This window comes from Nostoc sp. 106C, from assembly GCF_002154725.1.
GTDB lineage: Bacteria > Cyanobacteriota > Cyanobacteriia > Cyanobacteriales > Nostocaceae > Aulosira.
The window spans coordinates 77,069-103,929 of sequence record NZ_MTAW01000145.1; the positions used below are offsets into that span (position 1 = coordinate 77,069).

The 26,861-nt window shown below is 38.7% G+C and carries 20 protein-coding genes and 1 pseudogene; 13 read left to right on the plus strand and 8 right to left on the minus strand.

Annotated elements, in window-relative coordinates; all coding sequences use genetic code 11:
* Positions 1-189: 189 nt before the first annotated feature.
* On the plus strand, positions 190-1,278 hold the full coding sequence (locus BV375_RS22430; protein ID WP_086764378.1) for an aromatic ring-hydroxylating dioxygenase subunit alpha: 1,089 nt from the start codon (positions 190-192) through the stop codon (positions 1,276-1,278).
* Between the two features lie 378 nt (positions 1,279-1,656).
* Here BV375_RS22430 and BV375_RS22435 read toward each other — a convergent pair whose 3' ends face one another.
* From BV375_RS22435 to BV375_RS22455, 6 genes and pseudogenes are all read right to left on the minus strand, one after another.
* On the minus strand, positions 1,657-2,697 hold the full coding sequence (locus BV375_RS22435; RefSeq protein ID WP_086764381.1) for a caspase family protein: 1,041 nt from the start codon (positions 2,695-2,697) through the stop codon (positions 1,657-1,659).
* 175 nt (positions 2,698-2,872) lie between these two features.
* A pseudogene (locus tag BV375_RS38260) lies at positions 2,873-3,139 on the minus strand (IS701 family transposase); the annotation flags it as partial.
* A gap of 9 nt (positions 3,140-3,148) precedes the next feature.
* Positions 3,149-5,002, minus strand: a complete 1,854-nt coding sequence (locus BV375_RS22440) for a substrate-binding domain-containing protein (protein WP_243714013.1) — start codon at positions 5,000-5,002, stop codon at positions 3,149-3,151.
* The gene (locus BV375_RS22445) at positions 4,999-6,411 is read right to left on the minus strand and encodes a hypothetical protein (protein WP_086764383.1); all 1,413 of its coding nucleotides are present in this window, start codon (positions 6,409-6,411) and stop codon (positions 4,999-5,001) included. The genes BV375_RS22440 and BV375_RS22445 overlap by 4 nt, the downstream gene beginning before the upstream one ends.
* Positions 6,398-7,333 (minus strand): MoxR family ATPase, encoded by a 936-nt coding sequence (locus tag BV375_RS22450; protein WP_086764385.1) that lies wholly within the window; start codon positions 7,331-7,333, stop codon positions 6,398-6,400. Before BV375_RS22450 ends, BV375_RS22445 begins: the two co-directional genes overlap by 14 nt.
* Entirely contained in the window at positions 7,318-8,304 is a 987-nt protein-coding gene (locus BV375_RS22455) for a hypothetical protein (protein ID WP_086764388.1), read from the minus strand. Before BV375_RS22455 ends, BV375_RS22450 begins: the two co-directional genes overlap by 16 nt.
* A gap of 459 nt (positions 8,305-8,763) precedes the next feature.
* Here BV375_RS22455 and BV375_RS22460 point away from each other — a divergent pair, with 459 nt between their 5' ends.
* The 10 genes from BV375_RS22460 to BV375_RS22505 all read left to right on the plus strand — a co-directional run bounded on the left by BV375_RS22460 (position 8,764) and on the right by BV375_RS22505 (position 20,734).
* Complete coding sequence (locus BV375_RS22460) at positions 8,764-9,591, plus strand: DUF5995 family protein (protein ID WP_086764391.1); 828 nt, start codon at positions 8,764-8,766, stop codon at positions 9,589-9,591.
* A 492-nt stretch (positions 9,592-10,083) separates the two neighbouring features.
* Entirely contained in the window at positions 10,084-10,935 is an 852-nt protein-coding gene (locus BV375_RS22465; protein WP_086764551.1) for a mechanosensitive ion channel family protein, read from the plus strand.
* A gap of 277 nt (positions 10,936-11,212) precedes the next feature.
* Positions 11,213-12,163 (plus strand): ABC transporter ATP-binding protein, encoded by a 951-nt coding sequence (locus BV375_RS22470; protein WP_086764393.1) that lies wholly within the window; start codon positions 11,213-11,215, stop codon positions 12,161-12,163.
* Positions 12,164-12,198: 35 nt separating this feature from the next.
* Positions 12,199-14,097 (plus strand): ABC transporter permease, encoded by a 1,899-nt coding sequence (locus BV375_RS22475; RefSeq protein ID WP_086764396.1) that lies wholly within the window; start codon positions 12,199-12,201, stop codon positions 14,095-14,097.
* Between the two features lie 130 nt (positions 14,098-14,227).
* Positions 14,228-15,931 carry a hypothetical protein gene (locus BV375_RS22480; protein WP_086764398.1) on the plus strand — a complete coding sequence of 568 codons (1,704 nt, stop codon included), beginning with the start codon at positions 14,228-14,230 and terminating at the stop codon, positions 15,929-15,931.
* Positions 15,932-16,104: 173 nt separating this feature from the next.
* Positions 16,105-16,284: a hypothetical protein gene (locus BV375_RS22485; protein ID WP_086764400.1), complete on the plus strand. Its 180-nt coding sequence runs from the start codon at positions 16,105-16,107 to the stop codon at positions 16,282-16,284.
* Between the two features lie 190 nt (positions 16,285-16,474).
* A complete protein-coding gene (locus BV375_RS22490; RefSeq protein ID WP_086764403.1) occupies positions 16,475-17,233 on the plus strand; it encodes an ATP-binding cassette domain-containing protein in 759 nt (252 codons plus the stop codon).
* Positions 17,230-17,877: an ABC transporter permease gene (locus BV375_RS22495; RefSeq protein ID WP_086764406.1), complete on the plus strand. Its 648-nt coding sequence runs from the start codon at positions 17,230-17,232 to the stop codon at positions 17,875-17,877. Before BV375_RS22490 ends, BV375_RS22495 begins: the two co-directional genes overlap by 4 nt.
* Before the next feature lie 27 nt (positions 17,878-17,904).
* A complete protein-coding gene (locus tag BV375_RS22500; protein WP_086764409.1) occupies positions 17,905-18,804 on the plus strand; it encodes a glycine betaine ABC transporter substrate-binding protein in 900 nt (299 codons plus the stop codon).
* 523 nt (positions 18,805-19,327) lie between these two features.
* Entirely contained in the window at positions 19,328-20,734 is a 1,407-nt protein-coding gene (locus BV375_RS22505) for a hypothetical protein (protein WP_143842173.1), read from the plus strand.
* Between the two features lie 111 nt (positions 20,735-20,845).
* Here the strand turns inward: BV375_RS22505 and BV375_RS22510 are convergent, their stop codons facing one another.
* Entirely contained in the window at positions 20,846-21,334 is a 489-nt protein-coding gene (locus BV375_RS22510; RefSeq protein WP_243714014.1) for a molybdenum cofactor biosynthesis protein MoaE, read from the minus strand.
* A gap of 697 nt (positions 21,335-22,031) precedes the next feature.
* On the opposite strand from BV375_RS22510, the gene BV375_RS22515 reads away from it, so the two are divergent.
* On the plus strand, positions 22,032-24,851 hold the full coding sequence (locus tag BV375_RS22515; RefSeq protein WP_086764417.1) for a PAS domain S-box protein: 2,820 nt from the start codon (positions 22,032-22,034) through the stop codon (positions 24,849-24,851).
* A gap of 45 nt (positions 24,852-24,896) precedes the next feature.
* Entirely contained in the window at positions 24,897-25,277 is a 381-nt protein-coding gene (locus tag BV375_RS22520) for a nuclear transport factor 2 family protein (protein ID WP_086764420.1), read from the plus strand.
* A gap of 190 nt (positions 25,278-25,467) precedes the next feature.
* On the opposite strand, the gene BV375_RS22525 is transcribed toward BV375_RS22520, so the two are convergent.
* Positions 25,468-26,331, minus strand: a complete 864-nt coding sequence (locus BV375_RS22525) for a fasciclin domain-containing protein (protein WP_086764422.1) — start codon at positions 26,329-26,331, stop codon at positions 25,468-25,470.
* Between the last annotated feature and the right edge of the window lie 530 nt (positions 26,332-26,861).

The following is a 26,861-nucleotide window of genomic DNA, read 5'->3' on the forward strand; positions in this document are numbered from 1 at the left end:
CAGAATAAACATTCCATCATTGCTAAACCTTAAATTAGGGTATCCAGAATGTAAAAAAATAGTCAGCAAGCAAATAAAGATTATCAATTCATTTTGTACGAAAATCTTAGAAGTAACTCTCATTACATTTTTAGGGCTGCTGAATATGAACTATATAATGAAGCCTTCACTTTCAGTGAAACCCTAAAAATGAACTTTAACTCGCAGAATGTTAGCTCAAACCGTAAGCCTAAAACTTTCAATAATCCAGAGCGTTTTATCGAGGGTTGGTATTGGGCAATCCCATCTGATAATCTGCGGTTAGGTGAAGTCAAGCCTATCACTTTATTAGGCAGGGATCTAGTAATTTATCGAGGTAAAGATAGAAAAGCTGTTACTATTGATGCCTACTGTCCACATATGGGCGCTCATCTTGGTGAAGGTAAAGTTGAGGGTAATGAACTGCGCTGTTTTTTCCATCAATGGAAATTTGATCGTGAAGGATTTTGTGTTGATATTCCCTGTTTAGATGAGCCACTGCCTGTAAAGTTAAAAGCTTGGCCCACCGCAGAGAAATACGGGATAATTTGGGTTTGGACTGGGGAAATTCCACTACAACCTCTGCCCTTTGTCCCAGAGTTAGAGCAAAAAGAGTGTAATGTCGCTCTTGTTTCTCATTTTGTAACTAACTGCCATCCCAATGTAGTAATTATTAATGCTATCGATACCCAACATTTCAATACAGTTCACAGATTGCCATTAGAAATTAGCTTTGAAAAACAAGAACTGAATCAAAATGCTATTACCTTTAACAACACTACCAGAGGTAGAGAAAGTTCTTTTTTAATCAAGCTCATACGTCGTTTCTACAAAAATGCTGTTACTTATAGTGTTTGTTATTGGTATGGCAGCACTAGCATGGTAACATTTGGCCCCGATTTTCTCCATTTGCACATTATGTTTACCCTCCGCCTCATAGCAGAAGGAAAGACAGAAGGGCATACCCTATTAATGATGAAAAAGCGTCAGGGAATTCTTGGTTGGTTATGCAATCGAATTGTGCTATGGCTAGCTAATATTTTAGGTCAAAGTTTTTTCAAAGGTGATGCGAAGCTTTTCGAGAAAATGCAGTTTAATTTGAAAACTCCTATCAAAGCAGATCAGCCAATCATGCAGTTTATCAACCATCTTGAAAGACAAACAGCTCTATGTTGGGGAACTTGGCAACAAACGCGCTCGCTTTATGATGGAGAAAGCAGGGAGAATCGAGATAAATGGCGAGATGCACTGAATGACTAAGAGCAACTCTTAACAATCTTGCTATAGTAATCCGTGTAGGAGTTGTGAAATTACTCGTTGAGCTAGGGAACAGGAATAGGGAAAAGGAAAGAAGGATCTACAAATGTAGTTTGTTTTTTCACAAATGAAATAGGACTGCTATATCCCCTAGTACTATTTTTCAGCTACAGCAGATAAAAGCTGAAATTTAAATAAATTTATGGTGAAATTTTTGTATTTTGTTTTTAATTATTTTTTAGGCTACCATTGACATAAAAAGAAGTGGCTTTGCCACTTCGTAATTCCCAGGTAGAACCTAGAAACGAGTATAACCATTCTAAAAACTGGAAATCGTATAAATCGACACTGATTAGCTGTATCTAAATATTTCAGTGCTCATCATTGCAATCCCGACTCAAGCCGATCCAGCTCATCACCAAGATGAGCCAGTTTTGTCTCTTCATTAAGTAGCTGCTGTTCTAATTGAAACTTAATTGCTGTTCCAGCCTCAATTGCTAAAGCTTGCCGCATCTGCTTTACTTTCTCAGTACGGATATTCCATTCTGCTTGTAGTGTATGTAATTTCTGCTGCGATCGCCTGCGTTGTCCAGCCGTTAAACCCAAAGGAATTGGGATAGTTGGTCTAGTTGCAACTTCACTAGGTAAAAATTTACTCCCACCAGCGTAGTAACAAAGCGGGAAATTATCACCCAAATCCAGTACTTTATTCACAAACGGATGCTGTGGCCCCGAAGCTCTTTTCGGTACTTGGTCAAATAAGTACACTAAAATATCCAGAATCCGAGCATAGCCATCCTTATTAAATGCGGCTTTTCCTTGCAAGGCTTCTAACAAGCAATCGGTAAAAGCACTATAAGGTTGACCCGTGTAAGAATATTCATCTTCTCGTGAGGAAGCAACCACAACTCTACCGCTTCCTGTTCCCAGCACATCCAACAATTCTGGCGGTAAAGGTGATTTGACAAACACTTCCCCTGGTTCCTTCAAAGCCGGAACGCCACCAGCATGACAGCAATCTAATAAAACTACCAGCTTACGAGCTGTAATTGCTTCAATTTTTTGAGTAAATTCTAAACCTGATATAGCAGTATTTGCACGTTGGCTGGGGTCGTAACCATACGGTACAAGGAAGTATTCATTGGTGCGCTTGATGCGTCCACCATGACCAGAGTAATAAATTATGACAGTTGCATCGGGATTTTGATGTACTTGAGTGATGATTTGGTCAAAAGCTGCGAGGATATTTTGCCGAGTTGCTGCGGTTTCGGTTAGCAGCGTCACCTGTGCGGGTGGATAAGCGGCGCGATTCGGGTCAATCAGTACATCTCTTAAGGCTGTTGCATCTTTGACTGTGACAGCTAAATCTGCGCCTACGCCAATAAGTAATGCATAACCGTTGGAGAAAGTTGCGTTTGTCATACCCTGTTTGATGATGTTAAATGCGTAGCTGCTTTTTAGGCTGTCGTTAAATATCGCCTTTCATACTCTATAACAAGCTGTCATTACTACATAGCAAAGCGATCGCCTGTTTTACTCGATAAACTTGTGAGGCGGTGCGATCGCATTTTGCTAATGTGGTTATTTACAGGGATCAAGTAGAGTTATCAGGTAATTGATCAATATCTATATCTGCCGATACCGTTTTTCTTGTCGTTTGCTGGGAATTATTTGTCTAATAAATCGATTTTCACTGCTAAGGTCTGAAAGTACTCGTTTAAATTTCTGCCACTCTAAATATTGAGTATGCTGCCTTGGAAGTAAATCCACATGATGGTATTGAGCGAATCGCCACTAGATAATTTAAACCCAGCCCATCTCATACTGGTATGAAGTTTGTATCACTCTCACCATATTTAGAATTTAGATGAATTTAAGGTGCTGAGTTGCAGGCATAAGACCTTATATCATAAGGTATAGGTTGTAAAGGGACAAGACCTACTTTACTAAGTAAACACTGGCCCTGACGAGTAGTTAGTATCTCAGCAAATGTAGACCCGGCTTGGCGACTTTTGTCGTTAGGGTACACCACAAATATAGGGTATCTCAAAGGATAGCTTTGAAAAGTATTAACATCAAAAAAATAATTATCGTGTTGACACAGGTCATCTGCGGTATTGATTGGGCGACGTTCGCGCCGTTGAAATAACGGTTGACTAGCTGGTTTGTTACCATCAACGATCGCTAGGGGATAGCCCGTACACTGCGCCCAAGTTTTAGCAATAATCCCAAAACCAATGATGCCAGTATTTCGTCCTTCGAGAATTTCTCTGCGTATCTGATTTTGGGTTTTTGTTGTATCCAATTTCTCTACATTGGCTGCAAATAAAGCTTTATCTTGAGGATTATTTTTTAATACTATTTCTTGAAATTTTTGTATAGCTTCCGGTTCCGTAGGGGCAAAGGGTTTAATCTCTAAATTAGGAAGATTAGAATTAATTTGCTGCCAATTAGTAATTTTACCTGTATAAATTTGGCGCAATTGCTCAAGGGTAATTTGTCCTTGCAGAGCATTCGCTAGATTTGAATCTTTCTTATTAAATGCTACATATACAAGTAACCCATCATTAATAACTGGTTTTTGCTCTAATTTATCTGTTATTTTATCTACTAAACTAGTAATTGCAAAGTCTTTCTTACCAATTGCTACTTCTTCTAGCGGTTGATTAAGATTATCTACATTTATGGAAACAACTGGCTCGTAGTTGAATTCTGCTTTTACTTCTGGCTTGGGATTGATTAAGTAATTTTCTATGTTATTATTTTCAACTTGTTGTTTTAAAATGAAACTCCAGGTTCCATCTCTTTCACCTGTATAGATAAATTTACCTGAAGGCACGTTATTGACTTCAGAGAATTTGCCTACAAGTGCAGACCAAGTTATATATGTGCTATTATTTTCTAGCCTATAACTTTGCCAAATATAATTCCAAATTCCGCTTCCTATTATCAGTAAAGAAATTATTCCTCGGAATAAAACTGAGGTAGGAAGAAATGAACTATCAGGCTTATATAAAAGCTTTGTCTGTATCTGTTCGGGTATAGGTAAACTAATGCCTGCTGCTTGTATTTCATCTCCTGCCTCCAGAACTTCACCTAACTGAGATTTTGCTGCTTCCAAGTTACCAAGGGCAAATTTTCTTATTCCACGCGCATAAATCAGTAGAGGTTGGAATTTGGTCAGTGGCTCGGCAAATGTTTCTGTCAATGATGACATTCGTAATAATTCCGCTTTATTCTTATGATCCAATTTTGAAAATGCTAAAGCTAGTTCATGAGCAACCTGAGTAGGTCGCGTATATGCTAGAGCTACCCACCTTTGAGTCTGCGCAAAATCCTGAATATCAGGATCATCACTTTGAATCTTCTGCCTTACATACTCAAGCAAAAAATTTGATAGTTCATTTATCCTTTGTTGACCGAAGTTTTTATCCTCTTGCAAACGACTTAACAGCAAATTGCGCAATGCTAAATCCATTTGATATAGTTCATTTCCAACTTCATCGCATAAGTTAGAAAGCAGTAAATCGGCTACAGCTACCCAAGGAATATTTAACACCTCGCCGTGAATATCCCGTTGGAAGTTAGCCCACAAACGATATAAAAGATCCGGTGTGAGTGCTAAAGGAAAAGCAGCGTGATAAGCCAAATACAGGTGCGCTTTGCCAAAGCGTTTTGCAAAAGATTCAATGCGTCGGTTGACAACTTCTGGTCTAATTTTGTTCACATTTTCCGCCCCTCAAAGTTAGTTGGTCTTCCGCGCAGCACACCAATAGCATCTAGCAGACCTCGGCGGCTAACTTCAAACATGGGAACAAGACTAGCAATATCGTCGGCTGTTGTACCGAACCAACGTTTTCTTGGCATAGGATTCAACCAAGCAATGTAACGCACTTGTTTGTTCAGCTTCTCAAGAAATCCTTTAGTCAAATCGTAGCGTTCTTCGCTGTATCTACCACGGGCAGCACCAGCATCACTAAAAATCAATACAGTAGATTTATTTGTGCAAACATGGGTAACAATATCACTGACTAACTCTGCTTGCTGATGATAAGGGTCGTGGTAAAGATATTCGATAGGGCAATTGTGAAAGTAGTAAATCCCAGATTTGCCCAAACGACCACCATACAAAGCTGTTTCTGACAAACGCCGTGATAGTGCGTGAAAAGGCACCATTGAACCATCTTGGTCAATTAGTAACAACAATTGTGCTTTATTCACTCGATGCGGAACTAAGACAGGTTCAAGCAATAAACCTTGGCTAACAATCTGGTTGATCGTTGCTTCTACATCTAACTCTGTTGGTGAACCTTCACGTACTGGGCGACGTAAATAGCGCCAAATTTGCTTCATTTGCCGTTCGGTTACAGGAAAATATTCAGTGGTTAGGATGAAGCAACTATGAGGAATTTCCTCATTTCTGCTGGTAGCGTTTAGGACTGCTTGAGCTACCTGTACTTCATCTTCTATTACCTGTATAAATTCTGGCGAAATTGGCAAATTAGCCTCATTTAAAGTTACTTTAGAAACAGAGCTACTGCAATTAATGCGCTTTTCCTCAATCTTAAACTTAGCTGCCCATTTTAAACATATATATAGATAACTAAAACGTGTGATAAGTAGTAAATTCCAAGCAATCCAATCTGGTTTTTCTGTGTTTGTTGTGTCAGGTGGTTTAGAGTTGGTTAATGATGTGGGGTTTGTTGATAGATTTTGAGTTTTTGTGGGCGTAGATTGTGGTGATGGATTTTGGCTTGAAGTTTGGATTAGAGGTTGGGTTTGCTGATTTGAAATAAGACCATAACCTAAAATAATTGCTACTCCAAAACTACCTAAAATAACGTAGTCAATAATCTGAGAAATTTTTGACTGCTGAGTAGCCGGAGACAATTGTGCCTTTTGAATGGAGAACTTACCATCAATAAATTGTTTAAAGTGATATTCAAAAAGCTGCTTTTCCTCAAGAGATTTAACCCACAAAGTCTGACACAAACGCTTCAAACCAGCTGTGTCGCTCATCCCAAAGCCAGCTTGCATAGCTTGCAACACTAACTGATACTCATCAATGCCAAGTGGTAAGCCTGCTTCGCGCAGCCTGGTGAACAATTCTAGTAAAGGTAAATCATTCCCTTCCACGGTTTTGACTCAAATAACGTACATGATCATCCCAACTTTTCAGCAACACACCAGCATAAGGAATCTTACCTTCAAGTTTTGCCAGCACTTCATCTTCGGGATAGCGACGCAGAACGCGAAACCAGTCAATTAATTCGCTGGTGCTTACCTTTTTACCTGCTTCCCCTTTAGATTTCCCCATTTCCTGCCTTAATAATAAGAAGCGAGTCACAGCTTTATCTAGCAAATCTTGCGATGCAGCCGGAAAGTGAGAATTGACAATTTCTCTTAACCGTTCACGGCTGGGAAATTCAACATAGTGAAACAAGCATCGTCGCAAAAATGCATCTGGTAAATCTTTCTCATCATTGCTGGTAATCAAAACAATCGGTGCGGCTTTGGCTTCAATTTCTTGACCAGTTTCTTCAACAATAAATCTTTTTTGATCCAATTCCAGCAGCAAATCGTTAGGAAAGTCAATATCAGCTTTATCAATCTCGTCAATTAGCACCACTCTACGCTGTTCTTGCTGAAATGCTATGCCTAAAGGCCCCCAGCGCACATAAGCAGTTGGGTCATCAATTCGCTGAATTTGTTGTGCTGTCAAACGACCGGAAGCCGCAAGTTGAGCATCACGCAACCGTCCAACTGCATCGTAAGTATACAAGCCATCCCGCGCCCGACTGGTGGATTTGATGTACCAGGGTTCTAATTTTAAATCCAGTTCATAAGCAACTGCACTCGCCAGCAAAGTTTTACCACATCCCGGTTCCCCTTTCAGCAGTAGCGGACGTTCTAAGTAAATCGCCAAGTTTACTGCTTCTACCAGTTCAGGATGAGGTAAATAGGGATACAAAAGCTGACCATTCGCCCCTTTTTCTCCTAGCTGGGGCTGAACTTTACCTGTATATTCCAAGAATTGTCTACCTATAGTCTCAACCATTCTTCCTCTTGTTCATACCAATCACAGCCAGATAGGCGACAAATTTCTCCCAAGGCGGGTTCTGGAATTCCATTATCACTATTATTCAGTATGATTTGTACTGTTTCATCCACCTGGTCTATTAGTTTACTTGGTAGTTCATCCGCTTCATACTCTAGCCAATTAGTCAGTTCATCACCAGAAAATTCTTCAATCTTCGCTAGCTTCACAGGTTTATTTGGGTTCCAGTTAAGGTCAAGCTGTTCTGCAAAAGAAAAATTCCAGCTATTTGTACAGCCTTCATAGTCTAATAAGAACATGAGTAATTTAAATTGGTTACTTGGTGAAGCAACTTCCCTTATTTTGGTTGTTAATGGTAGCCAAAAATCTTTGATGATCTCGTGTACAAAATCTTCCGGTAAGCAATCGACATCGTGGATAATCAATAGGACATCTTGAGTTCGCCACCATTGATAAACTCGTTCAGCAATTTCCAACTTTGAGCTTTGTCTACCTAAACCAGTTCTACCACCAAGTTCACGCCACAAAGCTGCAATGTCACTCCTCCGACCAATGCGGCTTAATTCAATTCTGATAACTTTTCCAGTGATGAGACTAGGAACGTATTGAACTACTAACCGATTCAACAACCAGCGCTGACCATATTCTGGTGAACCGTGGATTAGGAAGGCTCCTAAAGAGTGTGCTTCAACAAATCGCCGAAATGCTCGCGTCTGTTGTCGATAGCCTAATTTCAATAAAGCACGATACACCCTTTGAGTAGATGAAGAACGCTCTAATTGATCGAGCTGCTGGGCTAATTTATCCAGTTCTGCTTCAGTCTGCTCAATTTGCTTTTCTAGTTGAAAGCGAACGATCGCACTTGCTTCAATTCCATAACCATAGCGCAGCTCTTTTAGTTTGTCCGCTTCCAGAGCATACTGTTGCTGTAATGCATCATGTTTGTGCTGTAGGTGCTGATCTAAGGACATCCACTTCCTGTTTTAGGTAAAAATCCTTACTCAAAACGAATATCCAGATTATCGAGGTGGCAATTTAGTGACTTGCGCTCTGTTTCACAATCTGAAACATCCCTCTGTGGCTAGATGTCATTTATATAGTTACTTCAATCAGTAATTTACCATTTCCAGACAAAAGTATTACGGGGCACCTACAAGCTGCTCGATGTCTTCATGAAGCTAGGAATCTGAGTATTTCCATTTCTCTGTGTTTAAGCTTGCATAAATTCTTGATCCCCGACCGATAAATATACAGGTTGGATGTTTTAACTTTTTTACAAAGAAGTACTAATAACACCAATTCTCTCAAATTTGGCAACAGATTCAAACTTATAAACCTAGATGCTGCCGGATTTAGGTAATTAAGAATTATGAAGTAAGAATTACGAATTACGAATTGGGATCGCTTGGGCTTGATTGCAATTATATGGAATGCAGCCGCATTTAGCCGATAACTACTTCCAACCTGAATCACGCTTATCTATATACGAAGAGAATATTATGTTAGCTAACAACACTGATGAAGTTATCCAATATCTAGATGCTATTATTGCCGAAGCTATAGAAGAACGTAGTCGCAGAGGATTTTTTGCTGCACTCTATCGTCAAGTAACTTTGAAAGTGAAGATAGGGATTAAACATGGCTTTTTTGACGATGCAGCCAGAATGGAGGAATTCACTACGCAATTTGCTAATCGTTACTTTCATGCTTTGGACGATTATCAAAAAAATATAAAATCAACCCGCAGCTGGCAGATAACATTCGACGCAGTGCAAAAACCAGATTTACTAATTGCGCAACACTTACTGCTGGCAATTAACGCTCATATTAATTTAGATTTAGGTATTGTAGCTGCCGAACTTTGCCCTGGTGATAAACTTCAAACTCTCCAAGATGACTTTATTAAAATTAACGCCATCCTCAGTGATTTGCTTGAGCCTGTCGAGTTAGTTCTTGGGCAACTGTCACCTCTAATTGAGATATTGGACAAGTTTGGCGGCAAAAAAGATGAAATCATCTTCAATTTTAGCATTCGGAAAGCTCGTCAGGAAGCTTGGAATAATGCGAAAATTTTGGCTTATCAAACGTTTGATGTCCAACAAGCGATCATCAAATTAATGGATAGCAAAGTTGCATTTCTCGGTCACGCGATCACTAATCCAAGTCGTACTTTTGATCGAGCGTTAGACCTGATTAAAAAATCTGAGAGTGATGATATTATTACTATTATCAATGCTTTGAATAGTATTGTTGATTGAATATATTACAAACAAAAATATAGTGGGCATTAAGGTGAATTTACATACCCGACTGCTTGAAGAAGTCGGGTATCTGAACAGCCATTTCTGCTTAAGTAGTAATATCTAGTCATTCATACACCAAACTAATAAAATTGGTATCAGTCTGACAATAAAAAATGTCTGGTGTATAAAAAGATATTTAAATGCTGCCAACAGTTCGGGAAAAAAGCTTTTATTCCCATATCGGGAAATTTTAACACAGGAGTTATTTGGGCTAAAACCATTACCAAAGAAAAGTTTACAGCATTTACATCTATTATCTCACTAGTGTTATATCTTAGAGCGATCGCCACGGTAAGCTAGGCTAATGCTTGACGAACATTTATTGAAAATATTTTACTGTTTCATTAGACATGAGAATAAAAAATTAAAAAAAACTAGGTATTACGCATTTTGAACTGAATTACCTGTATGTTTGTTGTGTTTAACAATGCACAAACAAAAAAATTTATGAATCTTAGAGAAATTGGTCAGGTTACTGTTCAACTGTTAACGCAGTTTGGGCTGAAGTTGATAGGCGCTATTGTATTGTGGATTATCGCCCAGCGATTGATTGACTTTGGGCTGAAGTTAGTACGACGCGCTTTCCGCAACCAAAATGTTGAGCCAACACTGATTAACTATCTTCTAAATATCATTTCAGTAACGCTGAGAATTGTTCTAGTTGTAGCAATTCTCGGTTTCTTCGGTGTTGAAACCACCTCTTTTGCTGCATTATTAGCAGCAGTAGGTATAGCTATTGGAGCCGCCTGGGGTGGGCTGTTGGCTAACTTTGCAGCAGGTGCGTTTTTAATTGTTTTTCGACCATTTAACGTTGGTGATTTTATCACTGCAGCAGGTGTGACGGGAACTGTTACAGATATAGGGCTGTTTACCACTAATATCACTACACCTGATAACGTCTTGACGATTGTCGCAAATAATAAAATCTTTTCTGACAATATCCAAAATTTTTCTGCCAATCCTTACCGTCGAGTTGACCTAGTAGCCCAACTGCATCACACTGTTAATCATAACGATGCGATCGCACGGTTGAAAGCCAAAATCAGCACAATTCCTAACGTTCTCTCCAGCCCAGCACCAGATGTAGAAATTATCGAGTTTAACATGGCAGGGCCAGTACTAGCAGTACGTCCTTATTGCAATAATGCCCATTACTGGCAAGTGTACTTCGACACCAATAAAGTTATACGTGAAACCTTTGGCGAAGCCGGGTATCCAGTTCCCGAACATCGGTATTCAGTTAGCAGTTTATCACCCAACGGAATCGATCCAATAATTCCAGCATCTATTAATAGTTGAGACTGCGTTACAAAACCAAAGAATATAAATGAGAAAGTAGGTAAAGAATAATACTTTACCTACTTTTTTATCTCAAAAATTTAGATTCCCGGCTTCTTCAAGAAGTCGGGAATCTGAGCATTTAAATTAGAGTAAAATTTACTACTATAATTTTAAGTAATAATCCTTAATAAGGTGAAGTTTGTGTAAACTTGGTTTCCATTTCTGAAACGAACCTGACAAAAGGTGTAGAGAGAGGTTAGCTTAACTGTAAATCACAAGCCGCAACCAAGCAGCTATGGTAAAAGAATTAGCAATTCGTACCTCTGGACTGACTAAGCAATTCGATCGACACGTTGCCGTCAATGAAGTTGATTTGGAGATCCAAGCAGGTGAAGTATACGGATTAATTGGGCCGAATGGCGCAGGTAAAACAACTCTCATCCGTATGTTAGCAGCCGCAGAGGAGCCAACTACGGGTGAGATTTATATTAATGGCGATCGCTTAGTACGTGACAAAAGCAACCCCACCCTCAAGCGTCGTCTTGGCTACTTACCTGATGATTATCCACTGTATGAGGATCTGACAGTCTGGGATTACCTAGATTATTTTGCGCGGCTATATCGCTTGCGGGAACCTCGGCGCACTCAACGTCTGCATGAAGTGTTGGAACTGATACAACTTGGTAATAAGCGTAATAGCTTAATTTCTACACTGTCGCGGGGGATGAAGCAGCGTTTGAGTTTAGCGCGCACCATTATTCACGAACCGATTTTACTGCTGTTAGATGAACCTGTGTCTGGTCTTGACCCAATCGCCAGAATGCAATTCCGTGAAATCATCAAAGCTTTGCAAGAAGCTGGAATGACAATATTGATTTCCTCCCACGTCCTCAGTGACTTAGCAGAACTTTGTACTTCTGTGGGAATTATGGAACTTGGCTTCTTAGTAGAAAGTGCCTCACTACAACAACTTTACCAGCGGCTATCTAAGCAACAAATAGTGTTATCAACTTTGGGGAAACTAGAGGCACTTTTGAGTGAATTAAAAAATCATCCTTTGGTGGAAGAGTGGGAAGTAATACCAGGAAAAAACAGCGCACGAGTGAACTTTTCTGGCAAACAAGAAGATTGTGCAGAGTTATTGCGATCGCTTATTCAAGCTGGTATTCCAGTAACTGATTTTCACTGCACTCAAGAAGACTTAGAAACTATCTTCCTGAAATTAGGGCACAAACAAGCATCTTGATTTGATATCACTTCCCCGCTTGGAGAATTTTTCCTATGACATTCAATTTTATAGACAAACTTGGTGACTGGAATCCTCAATTATTCCGGGAACTTAAAGGACGCCTCAAATTTTTTAATGTATTAATTGCATTAACAATATCAGTAGTTACTCAACTGGGAATTTTTCTGTATCAACTTGCCGATTTCCCTGGAAAAAAATACCTAATGTCTGGGACATATTGTAATCTCAGTAAAGGTTATCAACAACAAATAAACTTTCTTAATCAGAGCATTGACCAAGTTCAGCAAAAAATCAATTTATATAGTGGGAATAAAAACTCCGATCTTACGAGAGTTCAGGAATTAAAAGCACAACTTTCATCCCTGACAGATAAGCGGTCTAATCTTGATGATATTTTATATCAGTGGCCTTGTCCGCCCGATCAAGTAAATATGCAACTATGGTGGCAAGACCACTGGAAGTATATATTTATGACGTTAAGTGTGATGTTTGTATTCACACTTTTAGTTTCGGGTACTTATTTGCTAATTAGTAACTTAGCTCAAGAAGAACGTCGTGGTACGCTGAATTTTTTGCGTCTCAGCCCCCAATCAGAAGCAAGTATTTTGACAGGCAAAATGCTAGGAGTTCCAGTTATAATCTACCTCATGGTTTTAGCTGCATTGCCTTTAAATATATGGGCTGGAATTTCTGCCAATATCTCTGTTATCTCCATTTTTAGCTTCTATGCAGTTCTGCTTGCTAGCTGTATATTCTTCTACAGTAATGCACTTTTATTTGGCTTAATTAGTCGTTGGTTTAGTGGGTTTCAACCTTGGTTAGGTAGTGGCTTAGTTCTCTTCTTCTTATTTATATCTCTACAGACATTAGCTTATAGTGGAGACTTTCACAATACAGCTACTTGGTTGAGACTGTTAAGCCCCTTTGAGATGATGAGCTATCTGTTGCCACGCACTAATGAGTCATCTTTACAACAATTGCAGTTTTTCTTTATACCAATAGGTAAAAGCACTTTTGGTATACTAGCCATACATTTATTGAATTATGGTGTATGCATCTACTGGGCTTGGCAAGCAATGAAACGCCGCTTTCGTAATCCTGATGGGGCGATTCTCAATAAAGTTCAGAGTTATTTTTTAGTAGCGAGTTATCAAGTCATCTTTTGGGGCTTTACTCTGCAATACTATAAAAATTATTGTCCCTCTTATAGAAGAGATAGCTCTAATGTTTGCTATTATGATTTGAATTATCAAATAGGGCAAAATTGGGTGTTTATAGCATTCTTTAATATAGTGCTATTATTTGCTTTACTTGTAATTATCTTACCTCATCGGCAAACTATACAGGATTGGGCAAGGTATCGACACCAAAAAATTTCTCATTTCCAGACTTTTTGGCGTAACTCGTGGTTACAAGCTTGGATTTTAGAAGAAAAAAGTCCGGCATTAGTAGCAATATCCATAAATTTAGCGATCGCAACTACGCCACTAATAGTTTGGATTGTACTTGCACCTGTTTTGAATACTCACCATAGCAACACCATAAATTGGGTTAATGACCTAGGAAGATTAAAGGCCATTATGGCTGTGGCTTTATTTATTAGCTTAATGATGATTTATGCCACGTTAGCTCAATTAATGCTGTTGATGAAAACTCATAAGCGTGCTTTTTGGGCATTTGGCACTGTAGGCGCAGCCATATTCTTACCACCAATCTTTCTCGGAATACTGGGCATTAAACCCACAGCTTATCCTGTAGCGTGGCTGTTTTCTACTTTTCCTTGGGCTGGTTTAGAATACGCAGCAAGCTTCACAATTTTTAAGGCACTCATATTTGAATTGGGCGTCATAATATTGTTAAACATCCAATTAACAAAGCAGGTGAAGTTAGCAGGGGAGTCGGCAACAAAAGCATTGTTGGCTGGACGCTAGTAGTAGAGTGGGCAATGCCCACCTTAAGAGGTTTTTACTACATAATATGTGAGGTTAAAATTATTAAATAGTTCAATTTTAAGATGTGTAATTCTTATCCACAACAGCGAATACATAGAGAGCTTTGACTATGAATCTGAACTGGATTAATCAAGTAGGAGAATGGAACCCACAATTATTTCGAGAACTCAAAGGCAGACTGAAAACGCGCAACTTATTACTTTCTGTGGCAATCTCGTTGCTGGGCCAATTCCTACTATTTATGTATTTTCAAACCCAGCTACCAACTAAGCTCGATCTGCTATACAATTACACTCATAAATATTGCACGGGAAGACGTGTATATGAGGCGCAGGAATGCCTTGCTGATGGATTTGGTAATGTTATTATCAACTGGCAAGTCTGGTCTTTAGACGTATTTACCTGGCTGAGCATTATTGGCTGTTTTACTCTTTTAGCCGCAGGAACTTATCTCATCATCAATGATTTAACTGCTGAAGAACGGCGTGAAACACTCAATTTTATTCGCCTGAGTCCGCAACCACCCCAAAGTATTTTATCGGGCAAAATGTTGGGCGTGCCAATTTTGCTATATGTTGGGGTACTGTTAGCTGTTCCTCTGCATTTATGGTCAGCTTTCGCTGGTCAAATTCCCATGCATGAGATTTTCAGCTTTTACATAGTTGTGGTTGCTGCCTGCTTTTTATACTATAGTGCTGCACTACTATTTGGCTTAGTTGGTTCTTGGCTAGGAGGGTTTCAAGCTTGGTTAGGTGGTGCCGTAGTTCTAGGTTTTCTCCTAGTAACTATGCGAGTTGCCCTCACAGAAATAACAGATGATTATCCCGTGGTTTTTGCTAGGCTGATTAATCCTTGCTATTTAATTCCAGATACTGCCATTAGCGCCACATTTACATCTGCTAGTTCCAGACTTACGAATTTTCGCTGGTTTGCATTTCCTCTAGGAGATAGCTTATTTACAACAGTTGGCTTTGCTCTATCTATTTACGGACTAGGAACATACTTTATTTGGCAATCTTTACAACGTTGCTTTCGCGATCCTAATACCACTATGTTGAGCAAGCGTCAAAGTTATATATTAACAGCTTGCTTTGCATTGATTACTTTAGGATGTGCAAATTGGCAAAGATTAGTTTTAGAGACTGAGCCTAGTTCTTACATGCTAGCTGAAAATGTTGTGTGTTTGTTGTTCTTAGATTTTTGGCTGTTTTTATACTTAATTGCTGCACTCAATCCTCATCGTCAAGCACTGCAAGATTGGGCACGTTACCGTCGAACTTCTCGTTCTAAAGGATTGGCTGATAGCAAGCTAGTTCAAGATTTAATTTGGAGCGAAAAAAGTCCGGGCTTATTAGCGATCGCCATTAATGCCGCAATTGCTATCATTGCCATTAGCACATTAATATTACTCTCCCAATACCCACTTGATAACAAAATCAATGCTCTTTTTGCTCTAGCTCTATCTGGTAGTTTAGCTCTGCTGTATGCAGCTTTAGCTCAACTGCTTTTATTCACCAAAAATCAGCATAGAGTATTTTGGTCTGCGGCTACTGTCGGAGCAGCAATGGTATTACCAGTAATAATTGTAGCTATATTTGCCTCTTCTTCTAGAAACAACAATGTTCTCTGGTTATTTTCAATAGTGGGGCCAATTTTTGCTATCTCTCCAGAAGGAAAGTCACTATCGCCCATAACAGCGTTGCTCCCAATTCTCAGTTACTGGAGTTTTATGAGCTTTTTAGTCTTTCAATTGCGGCGGAAGTTGCTCAAAGCTGGGGAGTCTGCTACCAAAGCAATGCTTGCAAGCAATTAACTCAGTTCTAAAAATACTTTTGATAAACTTTTGTGAAGTCTGGTCAATCTGGCCGGACTTTTTTATGAGCATTTGTGATTATACAAGCAACAAGCTAACTGAGCAAAATTCGATTTTAGCAGTACACATAAAACTACATTCGCCTGCAAAAATTTTAAGGAGGCTAAATTGTCATGACAATTTCCATTTCTGACTTATCACCTGTCACTTCTGATTTTCTATTAGGATTTGTTGAGCGAGAAGAAGGAGGCGTGATTAAATCTGCCGTTGCACGTACTATCGCAGCTCGTAAAGTTGTGGGAGGGCTAGCTCGCACTCAAACTCAAAAACCCAGTCATTGTAACTGGGTTTGAGTTGGGGTATGTCCCCGTACTTTTAGTTATATAAGTTAGTTATAGTTTGCTTGTCTAGTAATGATTACAACGCTGCGCTAGGTGATTTCGGAAAATTATTAATTATCTTTCTTGTTTTTCTGGCCTTTTTTCCCACATAGTGATGAAAGTTTTTCACTGGGATTGCCTTCTGCCTCCTACAAAGTGAACCATGACACAAACTAGCCCAATCGCCGTTGAATTCCACGATGTTACCTTTAGCCGCAACCACCGTCCTTTGGTGTCTCATCTCAATTTCTCAATTCCTCAAGGAGAAGCACTAGTATTGCTGGGACGCAGCGGTAGTGGCAAAACTACAACAATGAAACTAATTAATCGCCTGTTCACGCCTACCCAAGGGGAAGTTTTATTTGATGGCATTCCCACAACTCAATGGGATGAAATTAAGCTGCGGCGTAAGATCGGTTATGTAATACAAGAAACTGGTTTATTTCCCCATTTCACAGTGGAACGCAATGTTGGCTTAGTCCCTGCTTTAGAAGGCTGGAAACCAAAACAAATAAAAACGCGGGTTTATGAATTGTTGCAATTGGTAGGTTTAGAGCCAGAACAGTTTGCTGGGCGTTATCCTCATGAACTTTCGGGAGGGCAAAGGCAACGAGTTGGTGTAGCGAGGGCCTTAGCAGCCGATCCGCCTGTATTATTGATGGATGAACCTTTTGGCGCACTCGATCCGATTACACGCTTGGAACTTCAACAAGAATTTCGGCGTTTACAACAAGATTTAGGCAAAACCGTTGTGTTTGTCACCCACGATATTCAAGAAGCTTTCGTTTTAGCATCGAGAATTGGTTTAATGTATGGCGGAGAATTGGTAGTATTAGGGACAAAGGATGAATTTATGCGATCACAACATCCCGAAAGCCTTGCTTTTCTGCAATGTCTGCGTTCTCTGCAAGACAGCTTATGAAAGACTTCTTTCTCATCAAGTATGCCCCAGAAATTTTTCAGCATACGCTGGAACATTTATTTATGGTGGGCATTGCAATTGGAATTGCCATCTTAATCGGCATTCCTTTAGGAATTTTAATTACACGCCAAACTCAACTGCGCCAACCTATTCTAGGTATTGCCAACATTCTGCAAACTATTCCTAGTTTGGCTTTGTTTGGTTTATTAATTCCTGTACCTATAATTGGCGGTATTGGCGTGGTACCAGCAATTGTCGCTTTAACTTTATATTCTTTATTACCGATCATTCGCAATACTTATACAGGAATTACTGGCGTCGATCCAGCGATTCGAGAAGCTGGGCGAGGTATGGGGATGACAGATAAACAATTGTTATTCCAGGTGGAAATTCCCTTAGCGATGGGAGTAATTTTAGCAGGGGTGCGAGTAGCAACTGTAATTGCTATTGGGATTGTAACTATTGCTGCTGCGATTGGTGCTGGGGGTTTAGGTGTATTTATTTTTAGGGGAATTGCGGTAGTGAATAATCAGTTAATTTTGGCTGGGGCAGTTCCTGCGGCAGTAATCGCATTAATTGCTGATTTAGTAATTGGTTGGATTGAAGGTAAATTAAAAAAAGGTAGTGAACAGAAGACACATTGAAAACCTTGAAAATCCCCGAATATTAATATGAAAAGATTTTTGGTTTTTTGCCTAGTAACATTTGCTTTAGTAGTTGCGATCGCTAGTTGTAGCCCCAATGCTAGTAACAGTAGCGGTGGTGATATTATTGTGGCTTCTAAAGATTTTACTGAACAAGATATTTTAGGTGAACTTTTAGCACAACAAATTGAAGCAAGCACTAATTTAAAAGTAGCTCGTCGCCCCCGTTTGGGTGGTTCCTTTGTCTGTCATAGTGCAATTACTGCTGGCAAAATCGATGCTTATATTGAGTATACAGGTACAGCCTTTACAGGCATTTTAAAGCAGAAGGCTCTTAACGCTCCCAAAATAGTTTACGAAAAATTAAAACAAGCATACGCCCAAAAATTTAATTTAGAAGTAATGCCAAGCTTAGGTTTTGAAAACACTTTTGCAATCATAATCCGGGGTGAAGATGCTAAACGCTACAATCTTCAAACTCTCTCGGAAGCTACTAAATATACACCACAGTGGCGTGGCGGTTTTGGCTATGAATTTTTGGAAAGAGAAGATGGGTTTCCGGGTTTAGCGAAAACCTACGACTTACAATTTGCTAAACCACCTCAAATTATGGATTTGGGTTTAATTTATCGGGCTTTAATTCAAAAACAGGTAGATATGGTGGCGGGAAATTCTACTGATGGACAGATTTCTCGTTTAGGTTTAGTAGTGCTGAAAGATGATAAGCAATATTTTCCTCCTTATGAAGCTACGCCAATTGTCCGGCAAGCAACGTTAGATAAATATCCGCAATTAAGAAAAGCGATCGCTCAACTTGCTGGACGAATTACCGCAGATGAAATGCGGCAATTAAACTATTTAGTGGAAGGTGAATTACGTGATATTAAAGAGGTTGTAAAAGATTTTCGTAAATTCAAAAATTTATAGTAATAAAATTCTTATTAAAACGTTGTAATTATTGTCTATTGCTTTTATTGAGTTGTTTTAAAATCTAAATTAACTATTGTCTAAATCTAATATATATACTACTCACATTTTCATAATTATAACCGTTCGTTAATTTTATTAAAGATTATTTGGCTGAATTAAATATAATTTTAAAAAACAATCGTACAGATACTTTTTAGAGTTCTTAAAGTACTCTATTGCCTGTTCATGTTTCATACAAATTTTTCAAAAAATTATACCATTTTGAAAAAAGAACGCGACACATGAGTAGGGGCAAGGCAGCCACAATCTTTTGGTATATCAAATTATTTTACTGGTGCCGTGCCCCTACAAAGAATTTATCTGTCGCAAACATTATTTGAATTGGTATTATTAACTAGAAAGTTTTATACAAATCATAATTTCTATGCCAGAATATACGCTGTGCCAAAGCTGAATATATTACCCATTGGCTAAGTATATTTACTAATAAATATTAAGAGCAGTGAACAAGTATTGACTGATGACAGACACTTATAGACATTCTCTTTCCGTTTTTCGGCAAAGTATACAAGTTAAGTTTATTTTAAGTTGGCGATCGCTTCCAATAGCTATAATCGGTAGCTTGATGATTTGGTCTCTATTCCCAGCGAAATTATATGCTGCTGAAACAGATGACAACTGGAATTCATCTTCACAATTAATCCCATCAGTTACCTCAGTTATAAATTGGGAGAATTTGCAAGAAATTCCAAAAATACAGCCTTTTATTTCTAGTCAAATCGATGACAACTGGAAATCTTCCTCACAATCTACTGAACCAATGATAACTCTTGCTAGCCTAGACGCAATGGGCACAGTTATCAACAGCAATATCGAAAGTTTTGTGGGTGGATTTTCATACCGATTAGAGCCAAAACCTATTTTGATTGCTGCACCCGAAAATTTTAATCCTGTTCTTGAATTACCACCGCCACCACCACCAAAATCACCGACACAAGAATCGTTACCAACATCTACAAAACCCCAACAACCAGCGTTACTTTTAGAAAGTATTCAAACAGATTGGCGCGACGAGCGCACTAATTTCCAACAGCATAATCAAATTATTGAACCTAAGTTTCAATTTATTATGCCAAACGGAGAAAAAATTACGTTCAAGACGGGATTTAATACATTTGAACAACCATCAGTTGCTACAGTCACTAATATTCCCCTCCAGTTTGGATGGCAAGGAAAAACAGGTCAATATACTATACAAGCATCTGGTGGTATTGATGTCTTCAATCGATTGCCAATAGCATTAAATTTTAATGCTCAGATAGATAGACCGATTTTCATGAATTTAACTACCGATTATAAATTAAAATCAGCTTTATTTTTATCATTAATTATAGAGAATGGTCCTTATAAAACGAATGCCAGAACCTTAGAAAGTCAAATTACATCTTGGCGTTCTGGACTAAACGCATATTGGCAGATTGATCCAAATACAAGCTTGTTTTCATCCTATCGTTTAGGCTTATATAACGATGGTAACTTTGAACAACAGTCTTTTAGTAGGCTAGAGCATAAATTTGGTCAGTTTTGGATTGCTGGTAACTTATTCGCGTGGAAATATACAAGCGATCAACAAGAAATCAGCGGCTATTTTTCACCCCTAGGTTTTCTAGTTTATAGCGCTGAAGTAGGTTGGGAAGGAAATATATTTTCGTTTCTGCGCTGTCGAGTAAACGCAAATTTAGGACGACAGCAACTTAATGGAAAAATTACTGGAGGTAATACCTATCAAACTCGTTGCACAACTCAAATAACACCAAATATAGATTTTGATTTTGGTTATGCTTTCAGTAACGTCCGTAATCTAGATACAGGGGATAGTCCTTATAATAATCAGAATTTTACAGGTCAACTACGAATGAAGTTTTAATGTATTTGCACAGCTTTAGATGCAAAGACAATTATCTAAAGAGATAAATTTTGCGAAAAATGATTTTTGCTAACAAAGTTGAGACATTGGTATAAATGTACCTATAAAATTTTAACAACTTTCTCCTGATTGCTCACAAGCACCAATACTCACCCAGCTACTCGAACCATCTTGCCAGTGTTCTTTCTTCCATATGGGAGCATTGTGTTTTAGGGTATCAATAGCATAACGACAAGCTTCAAAAGCTTCGCTGCGATGGGGACAACCTACTGCTACCAAAACGCTAATTTCCCCAACTTGCAAGCGTCCAATGCGATGATGAATCACCACGCGATTTACATCAGGCCAAAGGGAGCGAATATCTGCTGCAATTTGCGAAAATACCCGTAATGCCATCGGTTCGTAGGCTTGATACTCTAAAGAAACGACAGGTTTACCATCAGTTTGATTACGAACCATACCACTCATCACTACAACAGCACCATTTGCTGGATCGTTAGCTTTAGCGTAGATTTCGTCAATAGACAATGGTGCAAGAGTAATACCAAAGTTATCTTCGGCTTTTTGTTTCAAGAGAGAGTTTAGTGTATTATTTGTCACAAAAGAGTTCATATAAATATTCTTTGTTGATCGTATCGCTTGATTGCTAGAAAACTACTACCAACTAAGGAAGTAAATCTTGATTGGTGAGTAATAAATAGAGAGTGTAAAAAAGATTACTATGCTTTCAGTAGACTCAACGGAGAGCATCTATTTTGAAAATAAGGCAGTCTGAGGCATGATTTCTTGCATAGTAGGCACAAGGAGAAAAACAATTTTCAGGTGTGCTGATGTAGGCAGCTCATAATTGCTAATTAGAACTGATAAATTTTTGCTGCTGTTCTCCTCAAGAGATGAACAGCAATTTACTTTATGGGATTAATTCTAGAAAATCAATAGCGAATTTGAGGTTAAGAAGCTAAATCTTACGTAAATTTACGTCAACCTTAAATTCTACAGTCATCTTTCTAAAGGCAGATTACTATAATTAAAGGTAATTAAAGTTATTTGCTGGATTTGTTAGACAGTCCTCTAATCAGTGGCTTCATCTAGATTAAATGTATTGCAAGGCTAAATAGCAGAAAACTTGCTAATGGAGGCTACCAAGTAACAAATGTATATATCTCAGTTGAAAGCGAATTCGCATTAGGCAGGCTTTGACTGCTGCCATCGTTACATCTTCCCTGCTGATGAATTTAAAAAATCGTGAAAGTAACACGAGGATAAGTTGTAATTCACTATGCAATAGGAAAATTTAATGAAATCTTTAGTGTTTAACCCCGAAGCGGCGAGGCTTGAAGCTCTCCGTCAGTATCAGATTCTTGACACTGGCCCAGAACAAGCATTCGACGATATAGCGTTTTTAGCAGCGCAGATTTGTGACACACCGATCGCGTTAATTAATCTCATTGATACCAATCGTCAGTGGTTTAAAGCCAAGGTGGGGTTGGACATAGAACAAATGCCTATAGAATTGGGGTTCTGTCCACTTTGTATCAAGCAATCCCATATTTTGATAATTCCTGATACTTTGGCAGATGAACAGTTTGCCAATTCCCAGGTTGTGATTTCTGAACCTCATGTAAGATTTTACGCTGGCGTACCTTTGATGGCGCCAGGAGGAGAAGCGATCGGGACTATATGTATAGTTGATCGCGTACCACATCAAATCAGCCAGAAACAGATAGAATCACTACACGCTTTGAGTCGCTTGGTTATTAGACAACTAGAACTGCGGCGGAATTTAGCAGAATTAACCAGTATTAAAACAGAATATAAACAGGCACAACAAGCGTTACATCAAAGTGAAAATACTCTCGGCAGTTTTTTTAATAGTGCGCCGATGATGATGGGAATTGTGGAGTTGGTAGATAATGACATCCTGCATATTTCTGATAATCTGGCTACAGCGAAATTTTTTGGACTCACCCCAAGCGCGATGCAAAATGGTTTAGAGCCAGAAATGGGTGTACCGCAAAAGCACTTATTTGAGTGTATAGATTATTACCATCAAGCAGAACACAGCCAATTACCAGTCAGATTTGAATATTCTTACGATACTCCCCAAGGTAAAACATGCTTGTCAGCAACAGTCTGTGCAATTGCGGAGAGTTTCGGTAAGCGTCCACAATTTGCTTATGTAATTGAGAATATTACAGATCGCAAGCAAGCAGAAGAAGAATTACGTTGGAAAGAAGCACTTTTACGTTCAATGGCTAGTGTTTCTGGGCTAGCATTTTATGTTGTAGACAACCGCACTGATGAAATACTTTATTTTAACGATCGCTTTTGTGAAATTTGGGGTATTGAACAGCTGAAAAAGCAGATGGAATGTCGAGAATTGAAGAATCGGGATATCATCCCCGATTGCATGAAATTAATAGTAGATATTCCCGCTTTTGCAGCCTCATGTCAACCTCTGCACAGCGAAGAATGCCGTCGCGTTGTCGAAGATGAGATTGCATTTAACGATGGACGGACTATCCGGCGCTTCTCTACCCAAGTTCGCGATCGCCAAGATAAATATTTTGGACGTTTATATATTTTTGAAGATATTACTACACGCAAACAGGTAGAACAACAAATCTGTGAGCAAGCGGCATTGCTCGATATTTCTACAGATGCAATTGTCCTGCGCGATTTATCTAATAAAATTTTATTATGGAATAAAAGTGCAGAGCATCTTTACGGCTGGAAGGCGGAAGAAGCTATAGGTCAGAATGCCAATCAACTTTTTCTCAATGAGACTTTATCGCAATATTCAGAAATTTGCCAGATTGTTCTAGATAAAGGCTGTTGGCAAGGGGAATTAGATAGAACTAGTCAATTGGGAAGAGAACTCATCGTTGAAAGTCGTTGGATGCTTGTACGCGATGAGCATTTACAAGCTAAATCAATTCTAATTGTTGATACTGATATTACCCATAAAAAACAATTAGAGAAGAAATTTCTACGCGCTCAACGCATGGAAAGTATCGGCACTCTTGCTAGTGGTATTGCTCACGATTTAAATAATGTATTATCACCGATTTTGATGTCGGTGCAAATACTCAAAACAAAATTTCACGATCAGCAAATTGAGCAAATGCTATCGATACTAGAAAACAACACTAAACGTGGTGCTAATTTAGTTAAACAAGTACTATCCTTCGCGCGAGGAATTGAAGGCGATCGCCAACTTATACAAGTTAAGCAACTCATATTAGAACTACAACAAATTACTCAAGAAACATTTCCCAAAACAATTGAATTTATTACAGAATTAGCATCAGATTTATTACCTGTTTATGGTAATAGTACTCAATTACATCAAGTACTGATGAATTTATGTCTTAATGCTCGTGACGCCATGCCTGATGGTGGAGAAATTACCATATCTGCTAATAATATTTACATAGATGAAATCTATAGCCAGGCCTATTTTGACGCTCAAGAAGGTTATTACATAGTTTTGACAGTTTCTGATACAGGACTTGGCATTCCTAACGAAATATTAGATAAAATTTTTGAACCATTTTTTACAACCAAAGAATTTGGTAGTGGTACTGGACTTGGTTTGTCTACAGTCATGGGAATTATCAAAGGACATGGCGGTTTTATTAACGTATCAAGTTGTGTAGGTAAAAGTACACAATTTAAAGTTTACTTGCCAGCAGTTCATACAGTTGTAACTCAGATGACAGACGATAATGAAATGCCGCTCGGAAATGGAGAATTACTTTTAGTTGTAGATGACGAAGCTGCCATTAGGGAAATTACTACAACGTCTCTTGAAAGCTATAATTATCAAATTATCTCTGCTAGTGATGGCATTGAAGCAATAGCACTTTATGCCCAAAATCAAGATAAAATTAAAGTGGCGATTATCGATATGATGATGCCAAAAATGGATGGAGCAACCACCATTCATACTTTGCAAAAGATGAATCCCAAACTACCTATTATTGCTGTCAGTGGATTAGCCACAAGTGAACAAGTGTTTATCGATAAAACATCTCAACACACGGCATTTTTGTCTAAACCATATACTGTGCAAGAATTATTGAAAACTCTCCAATTAGTTCTAAGCCACAAGTAATTAGATATGTATTTACAAGCAAATCAATAATAACTGAAATCCTCCATGACATCTGAAGTTTTAGCCGTTAATACAGCCTTTTATCGAGCTTTTGAAAAGAAAGATATTGAGGCAATGAGTGCCTTATGGTCACAAGGAACAGGTAGTACTTGTATTCATCCTGGACGCAGTTTACTGCGGGGTTGGAAGGAGGTTCACTCCTCTTGGGAACAGATATTTAGAAATACCGCTTACATAGAAATTAACTTAGATATCATGACTACAGAAGTAGCTGATAATACAGCTTATGTTGTGCTGATAGAAAATGTTCTCCAAGTTGTTAATGGTAAAAGGCTGCAAGCACAATCAATAGCTACAAATGTGTTTCAATTCCTCGGTGGAAAATGGTATTTAGTTCATCATCACGGTAGTCCTATTATGCGCTAAACGACGAAATCAGGAATTAAAAACCTGCTGAAATAAAAAGCCCGTTCAACGTAAGTCTAACGGGCTTTTTTCAAAATTAGTTTTATTTGTAGAGTGGGCAGAAAAACTAAATGTAATTATCAATGCCCACCTTACAGAAAATCGAGTAATTGCAAATAGTGCAAGCTATGAATTTACCGTTGCTATCCGATTACAAGTCAGGAGGTAAAATAACTTGATCGATTGCATGGATAACACCATTGGATCCTGTAATATCTGTTTGAGTTACGTTGGCTTCATTGACCTTCACGCCAGTTGCAGGATCAACTTTGACATTAATCGTACCACCTTCAACGCTTTTAACTTCACCAGATTTCAAATCGCTGGCTAGTACCCTACCAGGTACGACATGATAAGTTAATATCTTGACCAAAACTTCCTTATTCTCAGGCTTCAATAAATCTCTGACTGCATCTTGGGGCAACTTAGAAAAGGCAGCATCGGTGGGTGCGAAAATAGTAAAATTATCTTTGCCTTCTAAAGTTGCTGTTAATCCAGCTGCTTTCAATGCTTTAGTTAGCGTTGTAAAGGAGGCATTTGACTCAGCCAATCCTACCAAAGTCTTGCTTTGGGTATTGCTTGAACCTGCTGGTTGAGTTTGGGTAGGTACGGTTGTTGAAGGTTTTACAGGTGTTGCAGGTGTGGTAGGTGTGGTTTCGGGGACAACGGTTGGGGATGGTGTAACTTCACCGCCTGTAGTGCGACTACCACGGTTATATGGAGGCTCATTGAAAATACTTGGGCTAGGATTAACCGTCCTCTTTCTAGGCTTCTGTGCTACAACATTTCTCTTTGGAGTTGTGCCTTTTGCTGCATCTTGTGTAGGCTGAACAGGTGTGTATTCAGCGTTAGCCTCTATACGTTGACTACGGTTATAGGGTACTTCGCTAAAAATGGTGGGGTTAGGATTAGTTGCCTCTTTTGCTCCAGAAGGTAATGTAATTAAGAGGCTGCATCCTGCTATTCCGATTATACCTGCCAGATTGGTTAGCAATTGGCTGTAATTTGCCTTCATAAATTTTGTTTGTTTTTAATTTGCACAGGTTACATAAAGACTTATAACATTTTGCTACGCGCAAAATCTCACCTAAGAAGTAAGAAATTTCCCCGAAAATTATCCACAATCCTGCTGCGTGGGGATGATGGATTTAATCAAAAATTATGGTAGCAAAAGTAGCAAGGTAGCTTTGAGATTCAGGCAATGTCTATTAAGTTAACTTACCAAGTTGACTTACTCATGTAGAACGCCAGCATGTAGAAAGCGTCAGTTAGTCGTGGGAGAAATTTTCCAAACAAAAATCTTGCGACTCTATGTTGCAAATCACTTTCAAAATCAACATAAATTGTATTTTTTTATACTAATTTTTTGAGAGAGTTAAGTTTGCAGCCTGCTCATAACGCTTCTCATTTTGATCCAATACCTGATGTAGAAAATTCTTCCTTGGTGTCTACTTAAGCTAGGATTCTCGACAAATCTCACTTCCCCGTTATACAAGAGACTTCTTGCAGAAGTCGGTAAAAGGGAAAGGGGAAAAGGGGAAAGAA